Origin of the sequence: Mesorhizobium sp. dw_380 (genome assembly GCF_018588885.1) — a bacterium.
GTDB lineage: Bacteria > Pseudomonadota > Alphaproteobacteria > Rhizobiales > Rhizobiaceae > Mesorhizobium.
This window is the reverse complement of the sequence record NZ_JAFFIW010000022.1, coordinates 60,869-87,809: the sequence shown is the minus strand read 5'-3', so window position 1 is coordinate 87,809 and position 26,941 is coordinate 60,869. Positions and strand designations below refer to the sequence as shown.

The 26,941-nt window shown below is 63.8% G+C and carries 26 protein-coding genes; 14 read left to right on the top strand and 12 right to left on the bottom strand.

The window, feature by feature from the left end; all coding sequences use genetic code 11:
- Positions 1-55 precede the first annotated feature (55 nt).
- Positions 56-964 carry a tagatose-bisphosphate aldolase gene (locus JT360_RS20995; protein WP_214473659.1) on the bottom strand — a complete coding sequence of 303 codons (909 nt, stop codon included), beginning with the start codon at positions 962-964 and terminating at the stop codon, positions 56-58.
- A 265-nt stretch (positions 965-1,229) separates the two neighbouring features.
- On the opposite strand from JT360_RS20995, the gene JT360_RS20990 reads away from it, so the two are divergent.
- From JT360_RS20990 to JT360_RS20975, 4 genes are all read left to right on the top strand, one after another.
- On the top strand, positions 1,230-2,135 hold the full coding sequence (locus tag JT360_RS20990; protein WP_214473658.1) for a sugar-binding transcriptional regulator: 906 nt from the start codon (positions 1,230-1,232) through the stop codon (positions 2,133-2,135).
- A gap of 442 nt (positions 2,136-2,577) precedes the next feature.
- Positions 2,578-3,555, top strand: coding sequence for an ABC transporter substrate-binding protein (locus tag JT360_RS20985; protein ID WP_214473657.1), 978 nt, complete (start codon positions 2,578-2,580; stop codon positions 3,553-3,555).
- A 100-nt stretch (positions 3,556-3,655) separates the two neighbouring features.
- A complete protein-coding gene (locus JT360_RS20980; protein WP_214473656.1) occupies positions 3,656-4,717 on the top strand; it encodes an ABC transporter permease subunit in 1,062 nt (353 codons plus the stop codon).
- Positions 4,710-5,465 carry an ATP-binding cassette domain-containing protein gene (locus JT360_RS20975; RefSeq protein WP_214473655.1) on the top strand — a complete coding sequence of 252 codons (756 nt, stop codon included), beginning with the start codon at positions 4,710-4,712 and terminating at the stop codon, positions 5,463-5,465. Before JT360_RS20980 ends, JT360_RS20975 begins: the two co-directional genes overlap by 8 nt.
- A 154-nt stretch (positions 5,466-5,619) precedes the next feature.
- Here JT360_RS20975 and JT360_RS20970 read toward each other — a convergent pair whose 3' ends face one another.
- The 6 genes from JT360_RS20970 to JT360_RS20945 form a co-directional block, all read right to left on the bottom strand.
- Positions 5,620-6,126, bottom strand: a complete 507-nt coding sequence (locus JT360_RS20970; RefSeq protein WP_214473654.1) for an L-2-amino-thiazoline-4-carboxylic acid hydrolase — start codon at positions 6,124-6,126, stop codon at positions 5,620-5,622.
- A 63-nt stretch (positions 6,127-6,189) separates the two neighbouring features.
- Positions 6,190-6,969, bottom strand: a complete 780-nt coding sequence (locus JT360_RS20965; protein WP_214473653.1) for an ATP-binding cassette domain-containing protein — start codon at positions 6,967-6,969, stop codon at positions 6,190-6,192.
- On the bottom strand, positions 6,966-7,976 hold the full coding sequence (locus tag JT360_RS20960) for an ABC transporter ATP-binding protein (protein ID WP_214473652.1): 1,011 nt from the start codon (positions 7,974-7,976) through the stop codon (positions 6,966-6,968). The genes JT360_RS20965 and JT360_RS20960 overlap by 4 nt, the downstream gene beginning before the upstream one ends.
- A complete protein-coding gene (locus JT360_RS20955) occupies positions 7,973-8,803 on the bottom strand; it encodes an ABC transporter permease (protein WP_214473651.1) in 831 nt (276 codons plus the stop codon). Before JT360_RS20955 ends, JT360_RS20960 begins: the two co-directional genes overlap by 4 nt.
- Entirely contained in the window at positions 8,800-9,786 is a 987-nt protein-coding gene (locus JT360_RS20950) for an ABC transporter permease (RefSeq protein WP_214473650.1), read from the bottom strand. Before JT360_RS20950 ends, JT360_RS20955 begins: the two co-directional genes overlap by 4 nt.
- 261 nt (positions 9,787-10,047) lie before the next feature.
- On the bottom strand, positions 10,048-11,658 hold the full coding sequence (locus JT360_RS20945) for an ABC transporter substrate-binding protein (RefSeq protein WP_214473649.1): 1,611 nt from the start codon (positions 11,656-11,658) through the stop codon (positions 10,048-10,050).
- 373 nt (positions 11,659-12,031) lie between these two features.
- On the opposite strand from JT360_RS20945, the gene JT360_RS20940 reads away from it, so the two are divergent.
- Complete coding sequence (locus tag JT360_RS20940; protein ID WP_214473648.1) at positions 12,032-13,222, top strand: M24 family metallopeptidase; 1,191 nt, start codon at positions 12,032-12,034, stop codon at positions 13,220-13,222.
- 173 nt (positions 13,223-13,395) lie between these two features.
- On the opposite strand, the gene JT360_RS20935 is transcribed toward JT360_RS20940, so the two are convergent.
- The 3 genes from JT360_RS20935 to JT360_RS20925 are packed head-to-tail and all read right to left on the bottom strand — an operon-like array spanning position 13,396 to position 15,894.
- Positions 13,396-13,815: a cupin domain-containing protein gene (locus JT360_RS20935; RefSeq protein ID WP_214473647.1), complete on the bottom strand. Its 420-nt coding sequence runs from the start codon at positions 13,813-13,815 to the stop codon at positions 13,396-13,398.
- Between the two features lie 5 nt (positions 13,816-13,820).
- Complete coding sequence (locus JT360_RS20930; protein ID WP_214473646.1) at positions 13,821-14,687, bottom strand: phosphoenolpyruvate hydrolase family protein; 867 nt, start codon at positions 14,685-14,687, stop codon at positions 13,821-13,823.
- A 10-nt stretch (positions 14,688-14,697) separates the two neighbouring features.
- Entirely contained in the window at positions 14,698-15,894 is a 1,197-nt protein-coding gene (locus JT360_RS20925) for a Tm-1-like ATP-binding domain-containing protein (protein ID WP_214473645.1), read from the bottom strand.
- A gap of 51 nt (positions 15,895-15,945) precedes the next feature.
- Here JT360_RS20925 and JT360_RS20920 point away from each other — a divergent pair, with 51 nt between their 5' ends.
- From JT360_RS20920 to JT360_RS20890, 7 genes are all read left to right on the top strand, one after another.
- A complete protein-coding gene (locus tag JT360_RS20920; protein WP_214473644.1) occupies positions 15,946-16,632 on the top strand; it encodes a TetR/AcrR family transcriptional regulator in 687 nt (228 codons plus the stop codon).
- Between the two features lie 358 nt (positions 16,633-16,990).
- Positions 16,991-18,307, top strand: a complete 1,317-nt coding sequence (locus tag JT360_RS20915; RefSeq protein ID WP_214473643.1) for an ABC transporter substrate-binding protein — start codon at positions 16,991-16,993, stop codon at positions 18,305-18,307.
- Positions 18,308-18,373: 66 nt separating this feature from the next.
- Complete coding sequence (locus JT360_RS20910; RefSeq protein ID WP_214473642.1) at positions 18,374-19,279, top strand: carbohydrate ABC transporter permease; 906 nt, start codon at positions 18,374-18,376, stop codon at positions 19,277-19,279.
- 1 nt (position 19,280) lies between these two features.
- Positions 19,281-20,240, top strand: coding sequence for a carbohydrate ABC transporter permease (locus tag JT360_RS20905; RefSeq protein WP_214473641.1), 960 nt, complete (start codon positions 19,281-19,283; stop codon positions 20,238-20,240).
- Positions 20,237-20,467, top strand: coding sequence for a hypothetical protein (locus JT360_RS20900; protein ID WP_214473640.1), 231 nt, complete (start codon positions 20,237-20,239; stop codon positions 20,465-20,467). Before JT360_RS20905 ends, JT360_RS20900 begins: the two co-directional genes overlap by 4 nt.
- Positions 20,464-21,567: an ABC transporter ATP-binding protein gene (locus tag JT360_RS20895; RefSeq protein WP_214473639.1), complete on the top strand. Its 1,104-nt coding sequence runs from the start codon at positions 20,464-20,466 to the stop codon at positions 21,565-21,567. Before JT360_RS20900 ends, JT360_RS20895 begins: the two co-directional genes overlap by 4 nt.
- Positions 21,567-22,652: an ABC transporter ATP-binding protein gene (locus JT360_RS20890; protein ID WP_214473638.1), complete on the top strand. Its 1,086-nt coding sequence runs from the start codon at positions 21,567-21,569 to the stop codon at positions 22,650-22,652. Before JT360_RS20895 ends, JT360_RS20890 begins: the two co-directional genes overlap by 1 nt.
- Before the next feature lie 24 nt (positions 22,653-22,676).
- On the opposite strand, the gene JT360_RS20885 is transcribed toward JT360_RS20890, so the two are convergent.
- Positions 22,677-23,678: an AraC family transcriptional regulator gene (locus tag JT360_RS20885; RefSeq protein WP_214473637.1), complete on the bottom strand. Its 1,002-nt coding sequence runs from the start codon at positions 23,676-23,678 to the stop codon at positions 22,677-22,679.
- Positions 23,679-23,856: 178 nt separating this feature from the next.
- On the opposite strand from JT360_RS20885, the gene JT360_RS20880 reads away from it, so the two are divergent.
- Entirely contained in the window at positions 23,857-25,071 is a 1,215-nt protein-coding gene (locus JT360_RS20880) for an MFS transporter (RefSeq protein ID WP_214473636.1), read from the top strand.
- Between the two features lie 92 nt (positions 25,072-25,163).
- On the opposite strand, the gene JT360_RS20875 is transcribed toward JT360_RS20880, so the two are convergent.
- The gene (locus JT360_RS20875; protein ID WP_214473635.1) at positions 25,164-25,511 is read right to left on the bottom strand and encodes a GFA family protein; all 348 of its coding nucleotides are present in this window, start codon (positions 25,509-25,511) and stop codon (positions 25,164-25,166) included.
- 122 nt (positions 25,512-25,633) lie between these two features.
- Between JT360_RS20875 and JT360_RS20870 the strand changes: the two genes are divergently transcribed.
- A complete protein-coding gene (locus JT360_RS20870) occupies positions 25,634-26,929 on the top strand; it encodes an amidase (protein WP_214473634.1) in 1,296 nt (431 codons plus the stop codon).
- The last annotated feature ends 12 nt before the right edge of the window (positions 26,930-26,941 follow it).

The window sequence follows — 26,941 nt, the reverse complement described above, 5'->3', positions numbered from 1 at the left end:
CGGACGCAAAACCGCTTCACACTTTTGCTGGAATAGCTCTAGTCCAGCGCAATTCTCAGGCAGCGGCTTTCTGCCGGTAGTGCCCGATCACGGCCTGGATCTCACGCAATCGCGGCACCGCAATGGTCTTAAGCCTTTCGCGCTGGATGTCACGGTCAAGCGAGATGCAGTCTTTCCACAGCGAGCGGCCGGCGATGACGCCCGAGGCGCCGTTCTGCATGGCGATCTCGACCTGGCCAAGGAAGGTGGCGTGGTTGACGCCGGCCGAAAGCACCGCCCATGGTACGTCGCCGGCCATTCTGGTGATGTTGGCGCAGGCTTGCGGCGTTCCGGGGTAGGGGAGCTTCAGCACCTTCGCGCCGCACTCCAGCGAGATTCTGGTGCCTTCTTCAACAAGCCATGGCGTCTTGGCCGCATAATCCTCAGGGCTTTCTCCGTCGAGGCGGTAGGTCAGGAACTCGACGACCAGCAAAAGGTCCTCCTGCCCGAAATCGGCGATGCATTGGCGCAGGATGGCGATGTTGTGCTCGTTGGCTTGCGGTTTGTCGGCCCTGAGATACACCATGATCTTGCCGCCGGTGCCGCCCAGCGCGCGGACGCGGCGCGCGTCGATACCGGGGACCAGGCGCGACAGGCGGTAGCCTTCGGGCGAGATGTCGAAACCCGAGGCGTCGAGGCCGATAAGCAACGCCGTATCGCGGTTCAAGACGCCCTCGTCGACAATGCGCGGCACGGCGCAGAGCGGGTCGAGCAGCACGCAGGACGCCGCACTTGCGAGGTAGCGCGTGATGTCGGCTTTAGTGTCGCCGAGCATATCGTTGGTGATCCTGGCCTGTTCGGCCGGATCCGACGCCAGCAAGGTCCGCATGCCGCCGCGCTGGTCGCAGGCGATGGCCACCATGGCCCCGTCCTTGCCGCATATCTGCTGATAGCCGCGCAGCTCCGCGGTGGTCATCTTGGTCATGGTCTTCAGTCCGATGTTGGCGCGCTCTGCCGAGGGCGCGGATCCCGTGGAAACAAAAATACTCAGTTCTGCCCCGCCTTTGCCGGCGAGGAGATTTTTTGCCGCGTGGTGCCTCGCCGGCCTGGCGGCCAGGGATCGGCCGCAAGTTGCGGGTTGGCTGGATTTGCGCGATAACTCCGGTCGGCGTATGTGTGTGTAACACGTTGCTGAAAGGAATTGCAAGCTGTCTGTTCCCCCCATCCAGGATGCGACCGCATCGCGCACGATGCTGCACACGGTCGCCAAGCTGCATTATTTGGAGGAGATGTCGCAGGTCGATATCGCGCGACAGCTCGGTGTCTCCACCGCGACGATTTCGCGCCTGCTGCAGCGAGCACGGGCGGAAGGGATCGTGAGGATCGAGGTTCTCGACCTGGCGACGCCGGAGGATATCACCAGGCAGCTGATCGATGGGCTGAAGCTGCGAGATGCCGCGGTGGTCGAGACGCCGGCGGCGGGCACGCTGGCGGCGCTCGCGGCACCGCTTGGCGGGCTGCTCAGGCAGGCGCAACTGGTGGCGGGCTCCGTGGTCGCCATCGGCTGGGGGCGTGCCGTTCGCGAGGTGATCAGGGCCGGTCTGCCGCGCATGCCCGGTGTGCTGACTGTGGCTGCCACCGGCGGCATGCAGCAGCATGCGGCGCATTTTCAGGTCAACGAGTTCGTGCGGCTCGCCGCCGAAGAGTTCGGCGGCACGCCGCATTTCATCCATGCGCCCTATCTGCCCTCCACCGAATTGCGTGAAGTCTTCCTGCGCGACACCGCCGTCCACGATGCCGTCGCTCTGTGGGAGAGGACCGACGTCGCGATCGTCGGCGTCGGCCTGCCGCATGCCATCAATGCGCCGGAGGCAAGTGCCGCCACGCCGAGCGAGCAGGCGCTGGTTCATGCGGCCGGCGATGTGCTTCGCCATTATTTCGATGCGGAAGGCACGCTGATCGCCTGGGAGGGGGAGAGCCGTATGATCGCCATGTCGCCGGCGCAGCTGCGCGCCGTGCCGCTGGTGATCGGCCTTGCCGCGTCGCCGGAGAAAGCGACGGCAATCATCGGCGCCGTTCGCGCCGGGCTCATCAACACGCTGGTCACCGACACAAAGACGGCGCAAGCCATTCTGGCGGCTCTCCCGCAGAGATAGTTGAGGTAGCCATGTCTGGGTAGCCTTGCGGATGGTGCTCCCAAGGCCCTGCCGCGAAATCGGTTGTGTCGCCGAAAAGGCGGAGCAATAGTCGGCTGGACTCCGCGGAGCAGTCAGATGTTGGACTTTGTGAATTCCCCGGCACTGCAAGCTCTGAAAAACCGAGTTGCAATTTATTTCAGCAAAGTGTTACAAGTTGGCCGGGCAGGAAAACCTGCCGGCGGTGCGGTCTGCCGGACCCTCGCGGAGGCGAGAAAGCGGACCCATGATCACCGTGCGGTCGGCTGACCGGCTGACATATCGATTGGAGGGCGCTTGGGAGGAGCTGCCCGCGAAAGGCAAACAGGCGTTCCCGGCCGTTGGCATCCGTCCCTGAACGGATGACGGCCATTCCAATGTCACTTGCAAACGGCAGATCTGCCGACACAATGAGGAGGATGTCATGAAGAAGATTGTTGCCGCGCTCGCGGCGCTTGCCGTCAGCGCGACGGTGCTGATCGCACCCGCGCAGGCGCAGGACAAGAAATACACCATTGCGCTCATTCCGGGCCTGACCACCGACGGCTTCTACATCACCATGCGCAAGGGCGCCCAAGCGGCCGCCGACGCGCTTGGCGTGAACCTGGTTTTCCAGGGCGCGCCGGATTTCAATCCGGTCACCCAGGTGCCGGTGCTCGACGCGGTCATCGCCAAGAAGCCGGACGCGATCCTGATCGCGCCGACCGACAAGGTTCAGTTGGTCGAACCGCTGCGCAAGGCCAATGACGCCGGCATCCCGGTCATCACCGTCGATACCTTCATCGGCAGCGGCGTCTATCAGGCCGGTGCGGGTGACGCCGATTTCCCGCTGGCTTATATCGCCTCGGACAATGTGCTCGGCGGCGAGATCGCGGCACGGGCGCTGGCCACCGCCATCGGCGACAAGGGCAAGGTCTACGTCTCGAACGTCAAGCCCGGCATTTCGACCACCGACCAGCGCGAGGAGGGCTTCAAGAAGGAGATGGCCAAGCATACGGGCATCACCGTGCTGGAGACCCAGTTCAATGAAGACGACGCCAACAAGGCGGCCTCGCAACTGCAGGCGGTGTTCGCGCGCAATCCCGACCTGGTCGGCGTCTTCGGCGCCAATCTGTTCTCAGCGCTGGGTGCGGCCAATGGCGTCAAGCAGGCCGGACAGACGGGCACCGTCAAGGTTGTCGCCTTCGATGCCCCGACCAGCATCGTCGACAACATCAACACCGGCCTGGTGGATGTCGCGATCGCCCAACATCCCGCAGAGATCGGCTATTTCGGCGTCGTCTCGGCCTACGCCCACCTGACCGGACACTCGATCCCGGTCACGATCGGCACCGGCTTCACGATCATGAACAAGTCCAACATCGCGGACCCGAACATCTCGAAGTATCTTTACTCCGAGTAGGTCCAGACGAGCTTGGCGCCTCCCGGTCCGCCGGGAGGCGCCTGTGCCGGTCCTTGCCGGAGGCGGGACCTTTTGATGGCAGCCGCGCCGCGGAGTATCCATGACCTCGACATCACCAGCCCAGCCGGCCGAGAAACATGTCGCCCCCCAGGCCGATCACGGCGACCCCGCCAGGAGCCTGATCGCGCGCATCGCGGAAGGGCGTGCCTGGCTGTTCCTCGCCGGCCTGCTCATCTGTTTCGAGGTCTGGTCGAGGTTCGCCTTCGGCGCGACCTTCGTGCTCAACCCGTTCAACCTGCAGTCCATCGCGATATTCGCCGTGGCGCCGCTGCTGCTAGCGACGGGCCAGACCTTCGTCATCATTTCCGGCGGCATCGACCTGTCGCTCGGCTTCATTATGGGTCTTGCCGCTGTCATCGCCGCGCATGCCACCAATATGGCGGGCGCGGCCATCCCCTTGCCGCTGGCCATGCTGGCGGGCATCCTTGCCTCGGTGATCGTTGCCGGCGTGCCGGGCGTCATCAACGGGCTGCTGATTTCGCGCCTCAAGGTCCCGCCTTTCATCGGCACGCTCGGCATGTTCGGCGTCGCGCGCGGCGCCGCCTTCCTGCTTGCCGGCGGCACGACGGTGCCGGTGCAGAATTCGTGGTTCGCGCTGCTCGGCAACGGCAAGATCTACGGCGTACCCTATCTGGTGTTGATCGCCGCAATCTTCGTCGTCGTGATGCACTACCTGCTTAGCCAGACCCGGTTCGGCCAGCACAATTACGCCATCGGCGCCAATGTGCAGGCGGCGCGCCGCGCCGGCATCGACATCAGGGGCCACATATTGCGGCTCTATGTGCTGTCGGCGATGTGCGCGGGCCTTGGCGGCGCACTCTATGCCGCGCGCTTCACCGCGGGTGCGGCGCAAGCCGGCGAGCCCTTGCTGCTCGACAGCGTCGCGGCGGTGGTGATCGGCGGCGCCAGCCTGTTCGGCGGCTCCGGCACCATCTTCGGCACGGTCGCCGGCGCGCTGGTGATCGCGGTCATCCAGTACGGGCTGGTCTTCGTCAATGTCGAGCCGTTCTGGCAGTTCATAGCGGTCGGTGTCGTCATCATCATTTCCGTCCTTATCGACCAGGCGCAGCGCCGGTTCAGTGGAGCCCGTCAGGATGAATAGCACCAACCAGAACGGCCCCCTGCTGGAAGTCCGCAACCTGTCCAAGCACTTCGGCGCCGTGCGTGCGCTGAACGACTTCTCCATGGCCGTGCGGCCGGGCGAAGTGGTGGCGCTTGCCGGCGACAACGGCGCCGGCAAGACGACGCTGATCAAGGCGATATCGGGGGTGTTCCAGCCGACGGGCGGCGAAATCCTGCTCAGAGGCCAGCCGGTGACTTTCGCGACGCCGCAGGAAGCGCGCGAAAAGGGCATCGAGACGATCTACCAGGATCTCGCGCTCGCCGACAATCTGTCGATCGGCGCCAACATCTTCCTTGGCCGCGAGCCGATGCGCAAGGCGTTCGGCTTCCTGCCAGTGCTCGATCGCAAGGCGATGGCGACGGCGGCCAAGGAAACGATGAGGCGGCTGGATTTCCATGTCAGCCGGCTCGAGGCCCCGGTCAGCAATTTCTCCGGCGGCCAGCGCCAGGCCGTCGCCATCGGCCGCGCCGTCTACTGGGACGCGCAGATCCTGATCATGGACGAGCCGACCGCCGCCCTTGGCGTGCCGGAACAGCGCAAGGTGATTTCGCTCATCCACCAGCTCAAGGCGCAGGGGCGCGGCGTGATCTTCATCTCGCACAATCTGCAGGACATCTTTGCGGTTTCGGACCGCATCGTCGTGCTGCGGCGCGGCATCCAGGCCGGCGAGCGCAAGATTTCCGAGACCAACCATGACGAGGTCGTCAAGTTGATGGTCGGCGGTTAAGGTGCATCGATATTCAGGTGATGCCGGCCTACAAACGATGGCTTCCTGCGCTTCCGGTGCTCACGTACTTTAGTACGCTCCGCTCCGGTTCTCGGAAGCCATCGTTTTCGACTCGGCCTGACCTGAATCTCAACACACCTTGGGCCGTCGATGCCTAGCGTGCGTCCCGGTTGGTCAGCGCAATGTGGCAGCATCCCGGACCGTGACCCGGCGTCCAGGTGACGTTGTCGAAACGCACTCCGGTCGCCTCGAACAGGCCGCGATCGAACGCGCCGGCGATGCGGCAGAGCGTGGCGAGTTTTTGGTCGCCAACGCCGGCCTCGACCCAGGCATCCTTCAACGGACAGCGCTTCACCTTGAAGGCGATGCGGTTGTCGCCGCGTTCGACATCGGTCGGATACATCAGGCCGCCATCCGGGCTGACGGCCAGGAAGGCCTCGCCGATGGCGCGTGCGTCGTTGGCGCCGAAGCTGGCGAAAGCGGCTGCCGCCACTTCCTTGCCGCGCTGCTCGATGGCGCGGATCATGATCGCCTCGGCCTTTTCGGCACCCAGCTCTCCGGTCAGCTCATCGAGCAACAGGCGGTAGAGATCGGCGCGGTTGCGGAAGGCGGAATCGAGTTCGCGCGACAGTTTCTCGGCTCTGGCTTGGGGGTCGGTCATGTTGCTTCCTGGCTTCTTGTTTGACCATGATCTTGTCCGAAAACCGGATTCCACTTTTTGGGATCATGGTCCGATGCTTCGATTGAGTCTCGGTGTGGCCGCTACCAGCGCCTTGCCGACGGCCGATTGCGGGGCATCGATGATGGCGCGGGCATCGCCGCTCTCGGCAATCCGCCCGCCGTCGAGAAGGACGACGCGGTGGGCGATGGTCCGGACGACGCCGAGATCATGTGAAATGAAGAGATAGGCGATCCGTTCCTGCCTTTGCAGGTCGAGCAAAAGGTCGAGGATCTGTCCGCGCACCGAGACATCGAGCGCCGACAACGCCTCGTCGAGCACGATCAGCGACGGTTTTGTGGCGATGGCCCGGGCGATGGCGACGCGCTGGCGCTGGCCGCCGGAGATTTCATGGATGGCGCGCGGCGCTAGACCGGCCGACAGCCCGACGCGCTCCAGCAAGGCGGCGATGCGGCGCGGGCGCTCGGAACGGGAAGCGATACCATGAATGCGCAAGGGATCGTCGAGCACACGCGCCACCGTGGCGCGGGGATTGAAGGCGGCAAGCGGATCCTGGAAAACCATTTGCAAACGTGCGCGACGGGCACGTAGTGGGGAACCACTCAAGGCCAGGAAATCATCGCCTTCGAATTCAATGCCGCCGGCATCCGGCTCGATCAGGCGCAGCGCCAGCCGCGCGATGGTCGACTTGCCGCTGCCGGAAGGGCCGGCGAGCGCCAGTGTCTCGCCTGGCTCGATATGGAAAGAGACATCGTCGACGGCTGTAACGGTCTTGCCGCCCCGGCGGTAGCGTTTGGTGAGATTGGACACTGCCAGCAGGCTCATGCGTCGAGCCTGCTTCGGTTCAACAGCGGTGCGGCATCGAGGCCGATATGGGCGTCGAGCAGCACACGTGTATAGGCTTGACTTGGGGCGCCGATAATCCGCGCCGTTGTGCCAAGCTCGACCAGTTTGCCGTGGCGGAACACGGCGATGCGATCGGCGAGTTCGGCGGCGAGCGCAATGTCGTGGCTGATGAACAGCAGCGTCATGCCATCCTCGGCCACCAGCCGCCGGATCAAGGCGACGATCTCGGCCTGCACGATGGTGTCGAGCGCGCTGGTCGCCTCGTCGGCGATCAGCAATTTCGGACCGGCCGCAATGGCGGCTGCAATCGCCACGCGCTGCTTCTGGCCACCCGAGAGCTGATGCGGAAAGGCGCGCAGGGCCGAGTCCGGGTCCGGCAGGCGAACCCGTTCGAGCAGGGTTTTTGCCTTGGTGTAGGCCTGAGGCCAGGTGAGGCCGAGATGGGTGCGGGCGACTTCGGCGATCTGTTTGCCGATGGTCATGACAGGGTCGAGGCTGGCGGATGGGTCCTGGAAGACGAAGCCGATGTCGCGGCCGAGGAGGGGTGTGCGGCTCCGCCCGGAGGCGGACTTTTGCGCTCTGCGCTCTATGAGGCCCCCCTCTGTCCTGCCGGACATCTCCCCCTCAAGGGGGGAGATTGCGCCGTCATCTCTGATTTCGCCAATCACCATGGCTGCAGGAGAGGAAACGCCGGTGGAACTGCCAATCTCCCCCCTTGAGGGGGAGATGTCCGGCAGGACAGAGGGGGGCGCCTTGGCATCGAACGATGGCAAGAACCAATCCACGCCACCTCCAACCGTGGCCGAACCCGGCAACAGCCCGGCAATGGCCAGCGCGAGCGTGCTCTTGCCCGAACCGCTTTCGCCGATGATGGCCAGGCGCTCGCCAGCCATGATGTCGAGGCGGATCTTCTCCAGCGCTGCCACCTCGCGGCCGTCGCGGCGGTAGGTCACCGTCAGCTCGCGGATCGATGCCAGCGCGGTCACGACAGGCCTCTCCTGACGGCTGTGGTCTCGACGATGCCTTCGCCGGCGAGATAGATGCCGAGCACGGTCAGTACCAGCGCGATACCCGGGACGATCGACAGGAAGGGCGCAGTGCGCAGGACGGCGCGGCCTTCCGATATCATGCCGCCCCAGGTGACCCGGTTGGGGTCGCCGAGGCCGAGGAATGACAGAGCAGCTTCGGTGAGGATCGCGGCCGCGACGATCACCGAAGACATCGCCAATACCGGAGGCAACGCATTGGGCAGCACCTCGCGAAATGCGATTTCGAGCGGATGCATGCCGACGGCGCGGGCGCTGGCGACATAATCGCGCTCGCGAATGGAGAGGACTTCCGCGCGGGCAACTCGAGCCGGGCCGGTCCAGGTGCCGAGCGCGATGGCGATCACGACGACGCCGAGTGACGGGCCAACGACGCTTACGAAGGCCAGCGCCAGCAGGAAGCTCGGCACCGTCTGGAAGGCGTCGGTTGTGCGCATCAGCATCTCGTCGACAAGACCGCCGGCAAAGCCTGCCAGCGTGCCGACCACTGCACCGACAGCAAGTGCAGCCGCTGCCGCCGCGAGGCCGACGGCCAGCGAGGTGCGGGCGCCGTGGAACAGTTCGGCCAGCACGTCGCGGCCGAGCCGGTCGGTGCCGAGCGGCAGCGACCAATCCTGGAAGGGTGGCAACAGCGCCGGCCCGGCAATGGCTTGTGGGTCGCCTGGGAACAGCAGCGACGCCGACAGCGCCATGGCGAACAGTGCCGTCAGGAGGATGGCGCCAGCAATCGCCTCCGGCGTGTGCAGAAAACGACGCAGCGGGATCATGCACCGGCCTCGCTGGCGCCGACGCGCGGATCGAGGAACGCATAGGCGATGTCGACGAGCAGGTTGATGGCGATGACCAGCACGGCGCTGACCAAGATGATGCCGAGCAGCAGGGGTGTGTCGCGCGAAGCCACCGCTTCCTGCGCCAGCCGGCCGAGGCCGGGCACGGAAAAGACGCTCTCGATGACGACGCTGCCCCCCAGCATCTGCGCCGATTGCAGGCCGAGCATGGTGACCAGCGGCAGCAGCGCGTTGCGGGCGACATGGGCGAGCACGATGCGGCGGCGCGAAAGCCCTCTGGCGCGGACGGCGAGCACGAAATCCTGCCGCCAGACCTCGGCCATGCCGGCGCGCATCATACGCAGATAGAGCGCCAGATAGATGAAGCCGAGGGCGGAAACCGGCAGGACGAGATGGATGCCGATGTCGGCGGCGCGGTCGAGGCCGGTCTTGTCGGAGGCCAGGGTTTCGATACCGCCGATCGGCAGCCAACGCAGGCCGACGGCAAAGACGATGATCAGCGCCAGGCCGAGCCAGAAGCCCGGCACGGCGTAGAGCGCCAGCGAGCCGATCGACAGGAAGCGGTCGCGCAAGCTGCCGGGGCGCGCGCCGGCATAGATGCCAAGTGCCGAGCCGAGCCCGAAGGATAGTGCTGTGGCGCTGACCATCAGGAGCAGCGTGTTGGGCAGGCGCTCGAGGATGACGTCGCGGATCGGCCTGGAGAAGGTCACCGACTGGCCGAGATCGAGATGCAGCAGCGCCCAGAGATAGTTGGCGAGCCGCGCCAGTTCCGACTGGTCGAGGCCCCAGCGATGACGCAGCAGCTCGATCATGCCGGCATCGCCGCCGGTCGAGACAATATAGGCGTCGACCGCGTCGCCCGGCGCCGCCTCGAGCAGCAGGAAGGTGCCGATGACGACGATCAGCAGCACGAAGACGCTGCCGACGAGGCGACGGCGGAGAAGGGCGAGGGCGCGGGTCATGGGGGCGTCGGCAGCGCGCGACGACGAACAGAAACGTCGCGCGCGTGTGCCCCCCTCTGTCCTGCCGGACATCTCCCCCTCAAGGGGGGAGATCGGAAGTCATCTATGGTTTCGCCAACCTTCGACGCCGCAAGAAAATCAGCCGACGGTGCTGCCAGCCAATCTCCCTCCTTGAGGGGGAGATGTCCGGCAGGACAGAGGGGGGCCTCGTAGAACGCTATGCTCATGACAATTCCGCGAATTCTCATCCGCGCAAATGTGTCACGATTCCAGATAGGTGTCCGCCCAGTTCGAGACCGCCCAGCGCGGATTGTTGGCGATGTTGCCGACCGTGTCACGGGCGACGCTGATGAAGCTCCATTCGGCGACGTTGATCAGCGGCAGGTCGGCGGCGACCTCCTTCTGGAATTCCTTGTAGAGATCGGTGCGGGCCGATGTGTCGAGCGTTTCGGAGGCCTTGGTGATCAGCGCATCGAGCGCGTCGTTCTTGTAGCCGCCCTGGTTGGAGAAGGGCACGCCGTCGGGAATGCCGCTTTGCATCAGAATAGTGGTCGAGATCGCCGGGTCGCCGCGGAATACCGGTGGGCCAACCGCGAGGTCGAAGGCGTGGTCGGTGTAGACCGCCTTGATATGCGCGGCCGAGTCGTTGTTGACCAGCTGGGCGTCGATGCCGATGGCGGCCAGCGCCTGGCGCAGATAGTCGCCGAATTGCTTGGTCTCGTTGAAATATGGCGCCGGCAGGAGCTTGAGCGAAAAGCGCTTGCCGTCGGCACCCTTCTTGTAACCCGCCTCGTCGAGCAGCGCGTTGGCCTTGGCGACGTCGAACGGATAGGTCGGCACGTTGGCTGTGTAGAACTGCGGGTCGTTCTTCGGCACCGGGCCGGTGGCGGTGGCGGCGTAGCCGAGGAATACCGTCTTGACGACGAAATCCTTATCGATGGCATGGGCAATGGCCTGGCGCACCTTGAGATCGGCAAGCTCCTTGCGGCGATGGTTGATCTCGACGACGAGCTGGTAGGTCAGCCCTTCGTAGCCCTTGGTGATCACCTTCAGGCCAGGCACTTTGGAGATGCGGTCGAGATCGGCCAACGGCACAGCTGAGAAGGCGGCGAGCTGGATTTCCCCGGCTTCGAGTGCGCTCGCCGCGGACGTGCGGTCGGGCAGCACCTGGTAGATGATCTCGTCGAGATAGGGCTCGTCCTTGCCCCAGTAATCGGTGTTCTTAGTCAGCCGGTAATACTGGCCGGGCTTGTATTCGTCGAATTTGAACGGCCCGGTGCCGATTGGCGCGTTGTTGGCCGGATTGTCCTCGATCTTGCCGACCTCGTAGATGTGCTTCGGCACGACGCTGCTCAGCGCCGGCAGCGCGTTGCGGATCAGCTGGAACGGCGTCGGCTTGGCGAATTTGAAGACTGCGGTGAGATCGTCGGGGGTGTCGACGGCGGCGAGGTCCTTGAAGACGGTGCGGCCGAGATTTTGCAGCGGCTTCCAGATATGCAAGGCCGAGAAGGCGACGTCGGCCGAAGTGAACGGCTTGCCGTCATGCCATTTGACGCCGTCGCGCAGCTTGAATGTCGCGGAGAGGCCGTCGGGGGCGCCTTCCCAGCTCACCGCCAGCCGCGGCGCAAGCCCGTCCTTGCCATCGAAGGACGCTTCGGCGAGCGTCTCGACGATCTTGCTGGAGATGAAGAAGACGCCGTTGGAGGCGACGATCGCCGGGTTGAGGTTGCGCGGTTCGGAATCGGCGGCGAGCACCAGCCGTCCCCCCTTCTTCGGTGTCTGCGCCCAGCCTGATATCGGCATGGCGGTGGAGGCCAGCAGCATCGCCGAGCCGGCAAGCATCTTGCGTCTGGAAATCGTGAAACCTGACATGATCGAACTCCGTCCTCTCCGCGGCCCGGCCGGGCGCGCCAACACCCCTCGAACGCTGGCGAACCCGCCTGCATCCATGCAGCGGCGATTATGAGCCTTGCCGAGGGTTTCGCCAGAGACGGAATTGGCGCATCCTTGCTTGGCTTTGAAATTTTCGTCCGCTGGACCAGTTCGGAAGAAAGGGTCCAATTCGTCGGTCTGGTCGGACCAGATTTGGCGGATAAGCATTGGATGACAAGTCGGTGACCATCCAGCGCTGTCATTTGCGGATTTCTGGCTAGACCAGGCTGGGCAAAATGGTGCAGATTTGATCCACGGCTAGGGGATCGGGAGCTGAACAGCCGCTGATCCCAGGCAATTCAGGGAGAGAGAGATGAACATTGCGCCAGGCAAGAGTGCCGTCGGCAACATCCCGTTCGACCAGGCAAGGGTCGACCGGCTGATGGAGGAGGCCGGCATCGATGTGCTGCTCGCAACATCCAAGCACAACACGCAATATCTGCTGGGCGGCTACAAATTCATCTTCTTCGCCGCCATGGATGCGATCGGTCACAGCCGCTATCTGCCTGTTGTCGTCTACGAAAAAGGCGGACCGGACCACGCGGCCTATATCGGCAACCGCATGGAAGGCGGCGAGCACCAGAACCATCCGTTCTGGACGCCGACCCTGCACGCCGCCTGCTGGGGCACGCTGGATGCCGCCAACCTCGCCGTCGAGCATCTGCAGAAGATCGGCAAGGCGGGCGCGCGCATCGGCATCGAACCTGGTTTCCTGCCATCAGATGCCTATACGCTGATCCGCAAGGCGCTGCCGGACGCCAAGCTGATCGATGCGACCGACATGCTGGAGCGCATGCGCGCCATCAAGACCGATGCGGAGCTGGAGAAGCTGCGTATCGCTTCCGAACTGATCACCGATTCCATGCTGGCAACGATCCAATGGGCGCACGAGGGCACGACCAAGAGCGAGATGATCGAACAGCTGCGGCGCGAGGAGACCAATCGCGGCGCGCATTTCGAATATTGCCTGCTCACGCTGGGCTCCAGCCACAATCGCGCCGCTTCACCGCAGGCGTGGAGGAAGGGCGAGGTGCTGTCGATCGATTCCGGAGGCAATTATCGCGGCTATATCGGCGACCTCTGCCGCATGGGCATTCTGGGAGAACCGGATGCCGAACTCGAGGATCTGCTCGCCGAGGTCGAGACGGTGCAGCAGGCGGCGTTCTCAAAGGTCAAGGCGGGCACGCTGGGCGGCGACATGATTTCTCATGCCGAGGGCGTTCTGAAGACATCCAAGGTCGCGTCCTACACGGATTTCTTCGCCCATGGCATGGGCCTGATCACGCATGAGGCGCCGTTCCTGATGACGAACCATCCGGTCACCTATGAAGGCACCTATGCGGCCAAGCCGCTGGAAAAGAACATGGTGCTGTCGGTCGAGACGACCATGCTCCATCCGACGCGCGGCTTCATCAAGCTGGAGGATACGCTTGCTGTTACCGACGTGGGGTATGTGATGTTTGGCGATAGGGGACGCGGGTGGAATAGGGGTGGGATTTCATAGAACCCCAAGGTTGGCGCTGCCCCTCATCCGCCTGCCGGCACCTTCTCCCCGTAGAACGGTGAGAAGGGAGCAGTTCCGGCGATCGGCGAAAGCGTCGATGACAGCGTCTTTCTCCCCGTTTTACGGGGAGAAATGTCCGGCAGGACAATGAGGGGCGGCACTGCCCAAGAAAGCTATTTCCCACCCGCCGGCAGCAGCCTGAAATCCGGCAGCTCCCGCAACACCAGTTCGGGCCCTGCGGGCGAGTAAACGACGAAAAGCTGCATCGGTCCGTCGCCCGTGTTCAGCGTCGAATGGAAGCGGCTCTCCGGCACGTAGATGGTGCAGCCGGGGCCGACCTTCTCGACCACCGGATTGCCCTTCTCGTCCTCGACCATCTGCTCGCCGTGGCCCGAGATGACGAAGATGATTTCCTCGGCGCCGGGATGATTGTGGCGCGTGTGACCCTTGCCGGAGGGCAGGTCGACGACGCCGCCGGAAAAGCGGGTGGCGCCGTTCACTTCCGGAGCGACCGTCAGCGACAATTTTCCCCAGTCGAAACAGAAGGCGCTGACGTCCTTCGGATAGACAAACACCTTGCTCTTGTCGGTCATCTCTCTCACCCCTTCTTTTTCTTCGCAGCTGTTTTTTCGCGGCCAAGCGTGACGGCCTTGAAATCGGCTGTCTGCCTGGCGATCGCAGCTTCCGCCGGCAGCCGCTCCATCGAGCTTGCGCCATAGAAACCATGCAGGCCCTTGCATCGGTCCAGAATGTAGCGCGCGTCATCCGGCATCGAGATCGGGCCGCCGTGGCAAAGCAGGATGACGTCCTTGCGCACCGAGCGCGCCGCTTCGGCGATGGCGTCGATCTCGACCACGCAATCGTCGAGTGACTTGGCCGAGGTGGCACCGATCGAGCCCCCCGTCGTCACGCCCATATGGGCGACGACGATGTCGGCGCCGGCCTTGGTCATGGCGCGGGCCTCGTCCGGGTTGAAGACATAGGGCGTGGTCAGCAGGTCGAGCTTGTGCGCCTCGGCGATCATGTCGACCTCGAGTCCAAAACCCATGCCCGTTTCCTCGAAGCTCTGCCGCATGGTGCCGTCGAACAGGCCGATGCTTGGAAAGTTCTGCACGCCGGAAAAGCCCATCGTCTTCAGTTCGGCGAGGAGCAGCGGCATGATGACGAAGGGATCAGTGCCGTTGACGCCGGCCAGCACGGGCGTGTGTCTGACCACCGGTAACACCTCGTAGGCCATTTCCTTGACGATCTCGTTGGCGTTGCCATAGGCGAGCAGGCCGGCGGCCGAGCCGCGTCCGGCCATGCGATAGCGGCCGGAATTGTAGATGATGATGAGATCGATGCCGCCGGCCTCCTCGGCCTTGGCAGAGAGCCCGGTGCCGGCGCCGCCGCCGACGATCGGCACGCCTTTGTCGATCATTCCCCGGAATTTCTTCAATATGTCCTTGCGCGGTATTGCTGGCATGTCCTGGATCTCACTGTCTGGCGATATCAAGAAAGGCAGCGACCGCGGCCTTGGCGAATTCGGGGTCGTTGATGTGCAGAGGCAGGCGGGTAACGCGGCGCGTCGCGCTCGGCTTGATGGCGCGCTCGATGGCTTCGAACAGGACGGCGTCGGCCTCCGGATCGAAGAAGGCGCCGCCTTCAATGTCGAGCGCGGAGACGCCCTTTTCCGGGATCAGAAAATGCAGCGGCCCGTCGCAGGTGGCGAGCCTGGTGCCGATCCATTCGCCGATCGCACGGCATTCGTCCGCTGTGGTGCGCATCAGCGTGACGTTCGGGTTGTGTTCGTAGAACAGCCTTCCGCGATGGTGTTCCGGAATGGTCGCCGGTGCCCAGAAATTGACCATGTCGAGCGCGCCGACCGAGCCGACATATGGCAGGCCGGTGCGGGCGATCGTGCCGAAACGGTCCTGCGTTGCCGGCAGCACGCCGCCGAACAGGAGGTCGCAGACTTCGGTCGTGGTTATGTCGATGATCCCGGATAGCAGGCCACTGTCGGCCAGTTTCTCCATGGTGCGGCCGCCGGTGCCGGTGGCGTGGAAGACCATGCAGTCATATGCGGAGCGAAGCTGGTCGGCGATGGCGGTCACGCAAGGCGTGGTGACGCCGAACATTGTGAGCCCGATCGATGGCTTGCCGTCGGGAGCTGGCGCTGGCCTCGCCGCCATGCCCGATATCGCCTGGGCGGCATTGTGCAGCACGACGCGGGAGAGCCGGTTCAGCCCGGCCATGTCTGTCACCGATGGCATCATGATGATGTCGGAAACGTCGACATAGGCGGACGTGTCGCCGGAGGCGAGCGTCGAGACCATGATCTTGGGCAGGCCGAGCGGCAGCGCGCGCATGCCTGAGGTGATGATCGAGGTGCCGCCACCACCACCAATGCCAATGATTGCGGCAATGTCGCCGCGCGTCTGGACGAAGCGGGTGAAGGCGAGGCCCATCGCCGCGACCGCGGCGCCACGGTCATTGCCGCCGAGCACGGCTGTGCCGCCGGCAGGATGATGGCTGGCAATTTCCTTCGCGGTGACGTCGGCGAGGACTGTCGCGTCGCGCGTTCCGACGTCGATACGGGAAACTGCGGCGCCGGTGGCGGCGATCGCGTCGGCCAGGAAGGCGAGTTCCTCGCCCTTGGTGTCGGCGGTGCCCACGACATAGATGCGCTTCATGGGGCGTTCCCAGGCCATTGCAAATTTTTGAGACGCGCGTATCGTACTGACATGGATGTCTCACGTCAACAAGCCGCCGCCGCGAGCGATGACCTCGGTGAGAGAGCCGAGCGCGGTCCGCGCGCACGCACAAAACGGCTGATGCTGGAGACGGCGACGCGGTTGATGCAGGCGGGCGTCACGCCGTCGGTCAGCGAGGTGGCGGAAGCGGCGGAAGTTTCCCGCGCCACCGCCTATCGCTATTTCCCCAGCCAGGCGGCACTGGTGCAGGCCGTCGTCGATGAGGGGCTGGGGCCGATCCTGACCTGGCGATCGACCTCGGCGGATGCCGGGCGCCGGGTCGCCGAACTGTTCGACACGGCCATCCCGCGCATCGAGGCCTTCGAGGCGACGTTCAAGGCGGCGCTGAAGCTGTCGCTCGATCAGTGGGCGAGGCGTCAGGCTGGCACTTTGGGTGGCGAGCCGGCCTTCACGCGCGGTCATCGCGTCGACTTGCTGAAGGAGGCGATCGCCCCACTCAAGGGTCGCATGCCGCCGCGCGACTTCAAGCGGCTGGCACAGGCGCTGTCGCTGATCTTCGGCGTCGAGGTGCTGATCGTGCTCAAGGATATCTGGGGGCTGGACAGCCGCCGGACGATGTCGGTCGCGCAATGGGCGGCTGCTGCGCTGGTGCGTGCGGCGATCGCTGAATCGGTCGATGAAGGAGGCGGCATCGGTGCAACGGCAGTCGCGGAATAGAAGCCATCTGGTTCGACCAGATTTGCATGCCGACTATCAATATTATCTCCTGCTTGAGAACCCACGCAACACCTCCGTGTATCACTGAGTAGGAAAATGATGCGAAAACAGGCAGATAATGTCTAAAACCGGGAGCCCTGAGGAAGTCCGGCGCTCAAGAAAGGGCTTGACGTCGACGCAAGATTGGTAATACCAGATTGGATAAGAAAAGTGGATCGAACGTGAGGGCTGCGATCCATTTTCCGGCAGGGTGAGGAGGCCCAGAACCGGAAAGGTGCGATTACGGAGGAACTACCAGAGTCGGCTGCGTCGCCGGCTCGCATGACAGGGTAGAATGCGCACAAGGGAGGAAATCATTATGCGCAAGTTAGTGACCAGCGTGCTTGCTGGTATCGGCTTAACGCTTGCCTGCGGAACGTCCGTCTACGCGCAGGAAAAGTCGCTCACCATCTTCTGGGCGGAATGGGATCCTGCCAATTATCTGCAGGAACTCGGTAACGAGTACGAGAAGGAAACCGGCGTCAAGATCACCGTGGAAACCACACCGTGGCCCGACTTCCAGACCAAGGCCTTTACCGAGTTCAACGCCCATGGTGACGCCTATGATATGGTCGTCGGCGACTCGCAGTGGCTCGGTGCCGGCTCGACCGGTGGCCACTATGTCGACCTGACCGACTTCTTCAACAAACACAAGGTCGGCGACGTAATGGCACCGGCGACGGTGAAGTACTACGCCGAATATCCGGGCGGCAGCAGCAAGTACTGGGCCATTCCGCTTGAAGGCGACGCCGTCGGCTGGTCCTATCGCAAGGACTGGTTCGAGGATCCGAAGGAAAAGGAAGCCTTCAAGGCCAAATACGGTTACGATCTCGACGTGCCGAAGGATTTCAAGGCGCTGCGCGACATCGCCGAGTTCTTCTATCGACCAGACCAGAAAAAATACGGCATCGCCATCTATACCGACAATTCCTACGACGCGATGGCGATGGGCTTCGAGAACGCGCTGTTCTCCTACGGTGGCGAACTGGGTGACTATTCGACCTACAAGGTCGATGGCTTCATCAACTCCGACAAGGCGGTCGCAGCGCTCGACGCCTACAAGGAGCTTTACAAGTTCACGCCTCCAGGTTGGGCCAAGGCGTTCTTCGTCGAAGACAACCAGGCGATCACCGAAAACCTTGCCGCGATGAGCATGAACTACTTTGCGTTCTTTCCGTCGCTGATCAACGAAGCGTCGAACCCGAACGCCAAGAACACCGGCTTCTTCGCCAATCCTCCCGGCCCGAACGGCGACCAGTTCGCCGCGCTCGGCGGGCAAGGCATCTCGATCGTGTCCTACTCACAGAAGCAGGACGAGTCGATAAAGTTCCTTGAATGGTTCATCAAGGACGAGACCCAGAAGAAGTGGGCAGCGCTTGGCGGCTACACCTGCAGCGCGGCGGTGCTCAAGTCGCCGGAATTCCAGAACGCCACACCTTACAACAAGGCCTTCTACGAGACCATGTTCAAGGTGAAGGACTTCTGGGCGGTGCCGGAATACGCCGAACTGCTGCAGCAGCTCAACCAGCGCGTCTATCCCTACATGATCGGCGGTCAAGGCACCGCCAAGGAAACGCTGGACGCCTTGGCCGCCGACTGGAACGCGACCTTCAAGAAGTACGGCCGCGGTCAGTAAACAATCATGCACGGAGGAGGCGTTGGTGCCTCCTCCGTTTCTTTTTCTGCAAACGGGAGCAGGGTCTTGGCGACCACGATGATCACCACACTGGACAGGTCTTCAAGAGCGGCCGCGCGCGGCCTCAGCGACATTTCGATCCGCAACCTCTTCATCATCCCGACGGTCCTGTTCCTGATCGTCTTCAACATCTTTCCGCTGATCTATTCGCTCGGCTATTCCTTCACCGATTTTCGCGCGTCGACCAACGCATCGGCGAATTTCGTCGGGCTGCAGAACTATCGCGACCTGCTCAATGATCCCTATGTGTGGTCCAACTTCGCCATCACCGCGAAGTACGTCATCATCTCGGTCGCCGGCCAGTTGCTGGTCGGTTTCGGCGTGGCGATGCTGCTCAATCGTGACATCCCGCTGAAGGGGTTGCTGACGACGCTTCTGCTGCTGCCGATGATGCTGTCGATGGCGGTCGTCGGCCTGTTCTGGAAGCTGCTCTACGACCCATCCTTCGGCATCATCAACTACGCGCTCGGCCTCGGCACCTTCGAATGGCTGTCGGATCCGAAGATGGCGCTCTATGCCGTCGCGCTGACCGATATCTGGATGTGGTCGCCCTTCGTCATGCTGCTGTCGCTGGCCGGCCTGTCTGCGGTGCCGAAGCATCTCTACGAAGCCGCCGCGATCGACCGCGCCGGGCCATTCTATACTTTCTTTCGCATCACGCTGCCGCTGGTCGCGCCGATCCTGATGATCGCCGTCATCTTCCGCACCATGGAAGCGTTCAAGACCTTCGACCTCGCCTACATCCTGACCACCCAGCCGACGGCCGAGCTGATCTCGATCCGGCTTTACAAGATGGCGTTCCAGGAGTGGCAGACGGGACGCTCCTGCGCGCTCGCCTATATCGTGCTGATCATGGTGCTGGCGATCACCAACATCTACGTCAAATACCTCAACAAGGTGAAGGAGCGCTGAGATGGCCGCCGTGCGCACTTCTTCCGAAATCGGCTTCAATCGCATTGCAATCGTCGCCGTTCTGGTGGTGACGATCATTTTTCTGGCGCCGATCTACTGGATTGCCTCGACGGCCTTCAAGCCGCGCAATCTCGCCACCACCATACCGCCGACGGTCGTCTTCCAGCCGGAAATATCGCCCTTCGTCAAGCTGTTCGCCAAACGTTCGCAGATGCGCAACCCAGCGTCGCCCGAGGAGTATGCAGCCGCCCCCTGGTGGGAGCGCGTCGTCTTCGACGGCGGCGAAAAGATCGTGCGTGACGGCAAGGGCCAGGTGCAATGGTCGGGATATCCAAGCCGCTTCCTGAACTCGTTGATCGTGGCCATAACCTCGACGGTACTGGCGGTCGGCATGGGCACCTTCACCGCCTACGGCTTCTCGCGCTTCAAAGTGAAGGGAGAGGCGGATCTGCTCTTCTTCATCCTGTCGACGCGCATGCTGCCGCCGGTCGTCGTCGCCATCCCGATGTTCCTGATGTACCGGGCCGTCGGCCTCAACGATACCCATGTCGGCCTGATCATCCTCTACACCGCCTTCAACCTGTCCTTCTCGGTCTGGCTGATGAAAGGCTTCATGGACGAGATACCGAAGGAGTATGAGGAGGCGGCGCTCGTCGACGGTTACACGCGCATGGAGGCCTTCTTCAGGATCGTGCTACCCGAGGCCGCGACCGGCATCGCTGCCACCGCGGTGTTCTGCTTCATCACGGCGTGGAACGAATATGCGTTCGCGCTGATCATGACCAGCCGCCGTGCGCAGACCGCACCGCCCTTCATTCCCAGCCAGGTCGGCTCCGGCCTGCCGGACTGGTCGGTGATCGCCGCCGGAACCTTCCTGTTCCTGCTGCCGGTCGCCATCTTCACCTTCCTGCTCCGCAACCATCTCCTGCGCGGCATGTCCTTCGGAGCAATCCGCAAATGAGCTTTCGCGCCATCAATCAGAAATACCTGGAACCTGGATCGCAGATCCTGATGGTGCTCGGCATCGTCGTGCTCTGCCAGCCCTGGAACATGCTGCTGCACAGCTATGGCCTGACGATCATCCTGATCGGACTGATCGGCTTCAACATCACCTCGAAGATCGCGCCTGAAGAGGAGGCCGGCACCGGTCATGCCGCCGATGCGCGAAATCCGGGAGCACAGCATTGACCCAGATCGAGCTTCGCGGTGTCCAGAAATTCTTCGGCGCCGTCCAGGTCATCAAGGACCTCAACCTCAAAATATCAGACAACGAGTTCATCGTGCTGCTCGGCCAGTCGGGCTGCGGCAAGACGACGACGTTGCGCGCGGTCGCCGGACTGGAGACGATCGACGAGGGCGACATCCTTATCGACGGCAAGCCCGTCCAGCATCTGAAGGCTGCCGACCGCGACATCGCCATGGTGTTCCAGTCGTTCTCGCTCTACCCGCATATGAGCGTCTACGAGAACATCGCCTTCCCCTTGCGCGCCACGCGCAAGAGCAAGGCCGAGATCGACCAGGAAGTGCGCTCGGTCGCCAAGACGCTGCAGATATCGGACCTGCTGGCCAAGAAGCCGTCGGCGCTTTCAGGTGGCGACATGCAGCGTGTCGCCATCGGCCGGGCGCTGGTGCGGCGGCCGAAGGCGATGCTGATGGACGAGCCGATCGGCGCGCTCGATGCCAAGCTGCGCGAGGAGATGCGGGCCGAGATCAAGCGGCTGCACATCAAGCAGGGCTCGACCACCATCTATGTCACGCACGACCAGATCGAGGCGATGAGCCTCGCCGACCGCATCGTCATCATGCATGAAGGCGTGCTGCAGCAAGTGGGCACGCCCGACGAGGTCTATTCGCATCCGGCCAATCTGTTCGTGGCGCAATTCGTCGGCAGTCCGGTGATGAATGTCGCCGACGCGGCTGTGGCGGAGAAAGCCTCGTCCGCCTCGGTGACCGTCGGCGACGCGGCCGCCGGTTTCGAGTTCCCCAGCGCGCTCCTGTCGAAGCTCAACGGACATGCAGGGGGGCAACTGGCACTCGGCATCCGGCCGGAAGGCGTGCTCATTCGCCGTGATGCGGCGGAGGGCTTCATGGCCGTCGAGACGCAGATCGTCGAGCCGCTCGGCTCCTTCGACATTGTCGACCTCAAAGTGGGTTCCGAGATGCTGCGCGCCCGCACCAAGAGCGGCTTCATCTCGGGCCCCGGCGAGAAGGTGTTCGCCAGGATCGACCCGACCCAGGCGCATTTCTTCGACAAGGCAAGCGGCAAGTCGCTTGAAGTGAGGCTCTGATGGCCCATATCCAGCTCAAGAACATATCAAAGAGCTTCGGCAACCACACGGCCTTGACCGGGCTCGATCTCGACATCGCCGATGGCGAGTTCTTCGTCCTGCTGGGCGAGACTGGGGCGGGCAAGACGACGACGCTGCGGCTGATCGCCGGGCTCGAAAAACCCAGCGAAGGCCAGGTCTTCATCGACGGTGTCGATGTCGCCGACTGGGGTGCGGCCGAACGCGACGTGGCACTGGTGCTGCAGCAATATTCGCTCTATCCGCGCTACACGGTGCGGGAGAACCTCGAGTTCCCGCTGAAGCCGAAGATCCGCCGTTTGCCCGACGCCGAGATCAAGGATCGCGTCGACCGCGCCGCGCGCACGCTTAGGATCGAGCACCTGCTCGACCGCAAGACCGACCGCCTGTCCGGCGGCGAAATGCAGCGCGTTTCCATCGGCCGCGCCATCGTGCGCAAGCCGCGCGTGTTCCTGATGGACGAGCCGCTGTCGGCGCTCGACGCCAAGCTGCGCGAGGCGCTGCGCACCGAACTGAAAAACCTGCAGATGCAGCTTGGCGCCACCTTCCTCTTCGTCACCCACGATCAGATCGAGGCGATGTCGATGGGCGACAAGGTCGGCGTGCTCAACCATGGCCGCATTATCCAGACAGGCACGCCGCACGAGATCTACAACAATCCGCGCGACACCTATGTGGCGAGCTTCGTCGGCTCGCCGCCGATGAACCTGATCGATGGCAAGCTTGTGAACGGCCGCGCGGTGATGGCGCCGCTGAATTTCGAACTGCCCTTTTCAGGGGGAGCCAAGGCGAGTGCGGCAACCGAGGGTCGCCCGCTCGTCTTCGGCATCCGCCCCGAAGACGTCTATCTGGAGAGCGGCGCGCCCGTCGAGGCGCGCGTCCACGATGTCGAGAACCATGGCGTCGAAAAGATTCTGACGCTGCGCGTCGGCGATACAACACTGCGCGCGACCGTGCCGGCCCGGACCGATGTCGCCATCGAGCAGCCGGTGCGCTTTGCCTGGAACCCGGACAAGGTTGTGCTGTTCGACAAGGGCAGCGGTGTCAGCTTGCGCCATGCCGGTTGAACGCTTCGCCTGGTTTCAGTGAACTCAATGGGGCCCAACTGAGTTGGCCTGGCGGATGTCGGCCTGCTCCTCGGCGCGAAGATGGCTGGGGGCCGAGCCGATGACGCGCTTGAAGGCACGGCTGAAGGCGGCGTCCGATTCATACCCTAGGCGCGCGGCGACGACTGAGATTTTCATGCGGTCGCGGACCAGCCACTGCCTCGCCTGATGCATCCTGACCTGGGTGACATATCTTGCCGGCGTTTCACCAACGATGGTGGCGAAACGCTCGGCGAAGCCTGAGCGCGAGGCGCCCATCATCCGGGCCAGCGACTCGACCGTCCAATCGTGGTCAGGTTCAAGATGGATGGCGGCCAGCACACGGCCGATGTCGCGGTCCCTGACCGCCGCGATCCAGCCGGAGGAGTCGCCGCAGCCACGTTCGACCCATGAGCGGATGACGGTGGCGGCAAGCACATCGGCCAGCCTCGCCAGGATGCCGCCGGAGCCGACACGCTCCATCGTCACTTCGCGCGCCATCGAGTCCAGCAGGTGCGGAATGCCGGGTTCGTAGGCTTCCAGCTCATGCGTGCGCATCACATCCGGCATCATGCCGAGCAGGGGATGCAGGCCATCGAGGTTGAAATACATGCTGGCGCAGAACAGCAGCGTTCCGGGCTGGCAATTCTTGTCGCACATCTCCGCATTCGACGTGCAATAGACGTCCTTGCAGACCTCTTCGCGACCATAGCTGTGAATTGGCCAGGCCTGGGCGCCGGGTTCGCTGGCCAACACATGAGCAGCACCTCGCGGCAGCAGCACCGCATCGCCGGCATTGAGCTGCACCCACTCGCCGGATGGCTGCTTCAGCCAGCAGCCTCTGCGGCCGATGAAGTGAAACCGGGCCGCGGGCTGGGCCGGGAACTGGATACCCCAGGGTTCCTTCATTTCGCAGCGGCCATACTCGACGCCATCGAGACGCAAGCCGCGCAAGATGTCGGTCAGCGCGTCGCCAGTGACCGGAATTTTGGACGAACGGTCAAACATAATGGGGTTTCTAGCATGGAAACTCCAGTCGGTCACTCCCTATGTTGCATTGCAACCAAATATTGCGCCGCAAGCAAATCGAAGACCGGCCCCATAGCCAAGCCGCAAGGCGTGTAACGGGTGGAGCCCCCAGCCGGTCGTTCCCTGCGTGGCGCGGCAAACAGATCGGAGACTGACCATGGCCGAACCCGCGACAGGTGTCATTGACGCCGCACTTCTGAACCCCGCAGAATCCGATGAACGCACAGAGCCGGCATGGGGCGCCGTGGTCTCGCTCGCACTTGGCGTCTTTGGCCTGGTCACCGCCGAATTCCTGCCCGCCAGCCTGCTGACGCCGATGGCGCGCGATCTCGGCGTGACCGAAGGTGTCGCCGGACAGGCCGTGACGGCAACCGCGATCGTCGGCGCCATCGCTGCTCCCACCATGGCGATCATCACCAGGCGCATGGACCGCAGGCTGGTGATGTGGATGCTGACGACATTCCTCATCCTGTCCAACCTGCTGGCCACCTTTGCTTCATCGCTGCCCATGCTGCTGCTTGCCCGCGTCGTGCTCGGGGTTGCGCTCGGCGGCTTCTGGGCGATGTCGGCGGCCATGGCGCTGCGGCTGGTGCCGATGCGGCTGATGCCGCGCGCCATGTCGATCATCCTGACCGGCGTTTCGCTGGCCACCGTCACCGCCGCCCCTGTAGGTGCCTATGTCGGCGACATCTGGGGATGGCGCACCGCGTTCATGATCGCCACCATCGTCGGCGCGTTGGCGCTGCTGGTGCAACTGGCCACCATCCCGAAGCTGCCGCCGGTGGGTGTCGCGAGTTTCCGCACCTTGATCGATGTGCTGGAGCGGCCGTCGATCCGGGTGGCGCTGCTGGTGGTGCTGCTGGTCGCGTCGGGGCACTTTGCGGGCTTCACCTATGTCCGTCCCTTCCTCGAAAAGGTGCCGGTGCTCGACATCGAGACGATCTCGCTGGTGCTGCTGGCCTATGGCGTGGGCGGTTTCTTCGGCAATATCGCCGGCGGCATCCTGGCCGAGCGCAATCTCAAGGCCGCGGTCGCGCTGGCGCCGCTGCTGATTGCCCTGGCGGCCGCCTCGATGCTGATCTTCGGCGCGTCGCCGACGATCGCCGCGGCTGCCGTCGCGGCCTGGGGCTTTGCCTTCGGCGCCGTGCCGGTCGGGCTGCAGAGCTGGCTGGTGCGTGCTGCGCCCGACCAGGCCGAAAGCGCCGGCGGGCTGATGGTCTCGACCTTCCAGGTGGCGATTGCGCTGGGCGCCGTCTTTGGCGGCCTGCTGGTCGACCATGCCGGTGTCGCCAGCGCCTTCGCCTATTGCGGCATCGCAACGCTGCTGGCGGCGATCGTGGTGTTCCTGCGCGGCCCGAAACCGGCCGAGTAGCCGCTGCCAACAGCTGTCCCTGAATTGTGCAGCGGCCCGAGGACCATCACGGTTTTCGGGCCGCTGTCTTTGTGATGGCTTATGCAACAGCATCAGGCCGAACGTCCGTCGAAATCGAAGATCGACAAGGTGGATAGGTCGAGACCATCGACGCAGTTGAGGTTGATGTAGGCGCTGCGCTCATCGCCTTCGCGGACATCCTCGCCAAAAGGGTGGATGCCGCAGGTGCGGCAGAAGCGGTGCGCCATGCCGTGATTGCCGAACGTGTAGGTGCCCAAATCGTCGCCCCAGGCCAGGACCGTCAGGCTCTCGTGCGGGATGGCACCCAAGAGCGCGCCCTTGCGCGTACAGATCGAACAATTGCACCGCACGGCGCCGGTCAGTTCCGCCCTGAACTCGAAGGCGACCTTGCCGCAATGACAGCTGCCTTTGTAGAGCATCGTTTTCTTCCTTGCGTCCGGCAGGGGTGCAAAACCGCCTGCGCCGGGTTAAGTCTCGGCAAGCCATGCAACTGGCTTCTACCCCTTAAGACGTTCGACACGTCCGGAGTCCGACACCGACAATGCAATCCGTCCGCGATCATCTTGAAATCATCCTTGCGCGTCTCGCGGCCCGTGCCGGTGACGAACGTGTGTTCACGAAGATTTACGCGGAGCCCGCGCGGGCCGCGGCTGACGCCGGCGACGCCCGCAAGCGAGCCGGCGTGACGCTCGGACCGCTCGACGGCACCGTCGTCTCGATCAAGGATCTGTTCGATGTCGCCGGCGAGGCGACCACGGCCGGTTCGCTGATGCTCAAGACCGCCGCACCCGCCATGCGCGATGCCGCTATCGTCAGCCGGTTGCGCCAGGCCGGCGCGGTCATCATCGGCAAGACCAACATGACCGAATTCGCCTTCACCGCGATCGGCGACAACATGCACTATGGCACACCAGGCAACGCGGCGGATGCCAGCCGTATTCCCGGCGGGTCGTCCTCGGGTGCCGGCGTCTCCGTTGGCGAGGGGACGAGCGAAATTTCCATCGGCTCCGATACTGGCGGGTCGATCCGCATTCCGGCATCGTTGAACGGTGTCGTCGGCTTTAAGCCGACGGCGCGGCGCGTGCCGCTCACTGGCGCCTTTCCGCTGTCTGGCACGCTGGACTCGATCGGGCCGCTTGCCCGAACCGTCGCCCAATGTGCCGCTGCCGACGCGGTGATGGCCGGCGAGGTGCCGACAGAGCTGGCGGCCATTCCACTCGCCGGACTTCGCATCGGCATCCCGCGCGGCGTTCTTTTCGGCGAGATGGAAGGCGGGGTTGCAGCGGGTTTCGAGCATTGTCTCGGCAGGATCGAACAAGCGGGCGCGCTTATGGCGGACCTGTCGATCGACGACATGATCGCTGACCTGCGCGCGGCCACCAAACGTGGCTCGATCGCTGCCATGGAAGGAGCCGAAGTCCATGCCGATTGGCTGGCGACAGGGGCATCGGCACCGGTTGATCCGCATGTCAGCGAGCCTTTGTCGCGGGCGGCGATGCTGCCGGCGCCGGTCTACATCAGGGCTCTGCGCCGCCGCACCGCACTCGCTGCCGCTATGGATGAGCGGCTGACATCGGTCGATGTGCTGGCACTGCCAACCACGCCGGTGACGGCGCCGACCATCGCTTCCCTCGCCGAGGATGCCGAGTTGCGTGACCGCATCGAAGGCCTGCTGCTGCGCAACACACAGGTCGCCAACCAGTTCGACCTCTGTGCGATCTCGCTGCCGATGCCTGGCATGGCGCTGCCGGCGGGCTTGATGCTGGTCGCGCGCCACGGTCACGACCAGCATCTGCTGCGGATTGCTGCTGAAGTGGAGCGGCTGCTGGGCGGCTGATTGCACCGATCC

Coding starts and splice junctions, on each gene's coding strand:
- JT360_RS20995 (WP_214473659.1), bottom strand. CDS start 964: ATGACCAAGATGACCACCGCGGAGCTGCGCGGCTATCAGCAGATATGC.
- JT360_RS20990 (WP_214473658.1), top strand. CDS start 1,230: ATGCTGCACACGGTCGCCAAGCTGCATTATTTGGAGGAGATGTCGCAG.
- JT360_RS20985 (WP_214473657.1), top strand. CDS start 2,578: ATGAAGAAGATTGTTGCCGCGCTCGCGGCGCTTGCCGTCAGCGCGACG.
- JT360_RS20980 (WP_214473656.1), top strand. CDS start 3,656: ATGACCTCGACATCACCAGCCCAGCCGGCCGAGAAACATGTCGCCCCC.
- JT360_RS20975 (WP_214473655.1), top strand. CDS start 4,710: ATGAATAGCACCAACCAGAACGGCCCCCTGCTGGAAGTCCGCAACCTG.
- JT360_RS20970 (WP_214473654.1), bottom strand. CDS start 6,126: ATGACCGACCCCCAAGCCAGAGCCGAGAAACTGTCGCGCGAACTCGAT.
- JT360_RS20965 (WP_214473653.1), bottom strand. CDS start 6,969: ATGAGCCTGCTGGCAGTGTCCAATCTCACCAAACGCTACCGCCGGGGC.
- JT360_RS20955 (WP_214473651.1), bottom strand. CDS start 8,803: ATGATCCCGCTGCGTCGTTTTCTGCACACGCCGGAGGCGATTGCTGGC.
- JT360_RS20950 (WP_214473650.1), bottom strand. CDS start 9,786: ATGACCCGCGCCCTCGCCCTTCTCCGCCGTCGCCTCGTCGGCAGCGTC.
- JT360_RS20945 (WP_214473649.1), bottom strand. CDS start 11,658: ATGTCAGGTTTCACGATTTCCAGACGCAAGATGCTTGCCGGCTCGGCG.
- JT360_RS20940 (WP_214473648.1), top strand. CDS start 12,032: ATGAACATTGCGCCAGGCAAGAGTGCCGTCGGCAACATCCCGTTCGAC.
- JT360_RS20935 (WP_214473647.1), bottom strand. CDS start 13,815: ATGACCGACAAGAGCAAGGTGTTTGTCTATCCGAAGGACGTCAGCGCC.
- JT360_RS20930 (WP_214473646.1), bottom strand. CDS start 14,687: ATGCCAGCAATACCGCGCAAGGACATATTGAAGAAATTCCGGGGAATG.
- JT360_RS20925 (WP_214473645.1), bottom strand. CDS start 15,894: ATGAAGCGCATCTATGTCGTGGGCACCGCCGACACCAAGGGCGAGGAA.
- JT360_RS20920 (WP_214473644.1), top strand. CDS start 15,946: ATGGATGTCTCACGTCAACAAGCCGCCGCCGCGAGCGATGACCTCGGT.
- JT360_RS20915 (WP_214473643.1), top strand. CDS start 16,991: ATGCGCAAGTTAGTGACCAGCGTGCTTGCTGGTATCGGCTTAACGCTT.
- JT360_RS20905 (WP_214473641.1), top strand. CDS start 19,281: ATGGCCGCCGTGCGCACTTCTTCCGAAATCGGCTTCAATCGCATTGCA.
- JT360_RS20900 (WP_214473640.1), top strand. CDS start 20,237: ATGAGCTTTCGCGCCATCAATCAGAAATACCTGGAACCTGGATCGCAG.
- JT360_RS20890 (WP_214473638.1), top strand. CDS start 21,567: ATGGCCCATATCCAGCTCAAGAACATATCAAAGAGCTTCGGCAACCAC.
- JT360_RS20885 (WP_214473637.1), bottom strand. CDS start 23,678: ATGTTTGACCGTTCGTCCAAAATTCCGGTCACTGGCGACGCGCTGACC.
- JT360_RS20880 (WP_214473636.1), top strand. CDS start 23,857: ATGGCCGAACCCGCGACAGGTGTCATTGACGCCGCACTTCTGAACCCC.
- JT360_RS20875 (WP_214473635.1), bottom strand. CDS start 25,511: ATGCTCTACAAAGGCAGCTGTCATTGCGGCAAGGTCGCCTTCGAGTTC.
- JT360_RS20870 (WP_214473634.1), top strand. CDS start 25,634: ATGCAATCCGTCCGCGATCATCTTGAAATCATCCTTGCGCGTCTCGCG.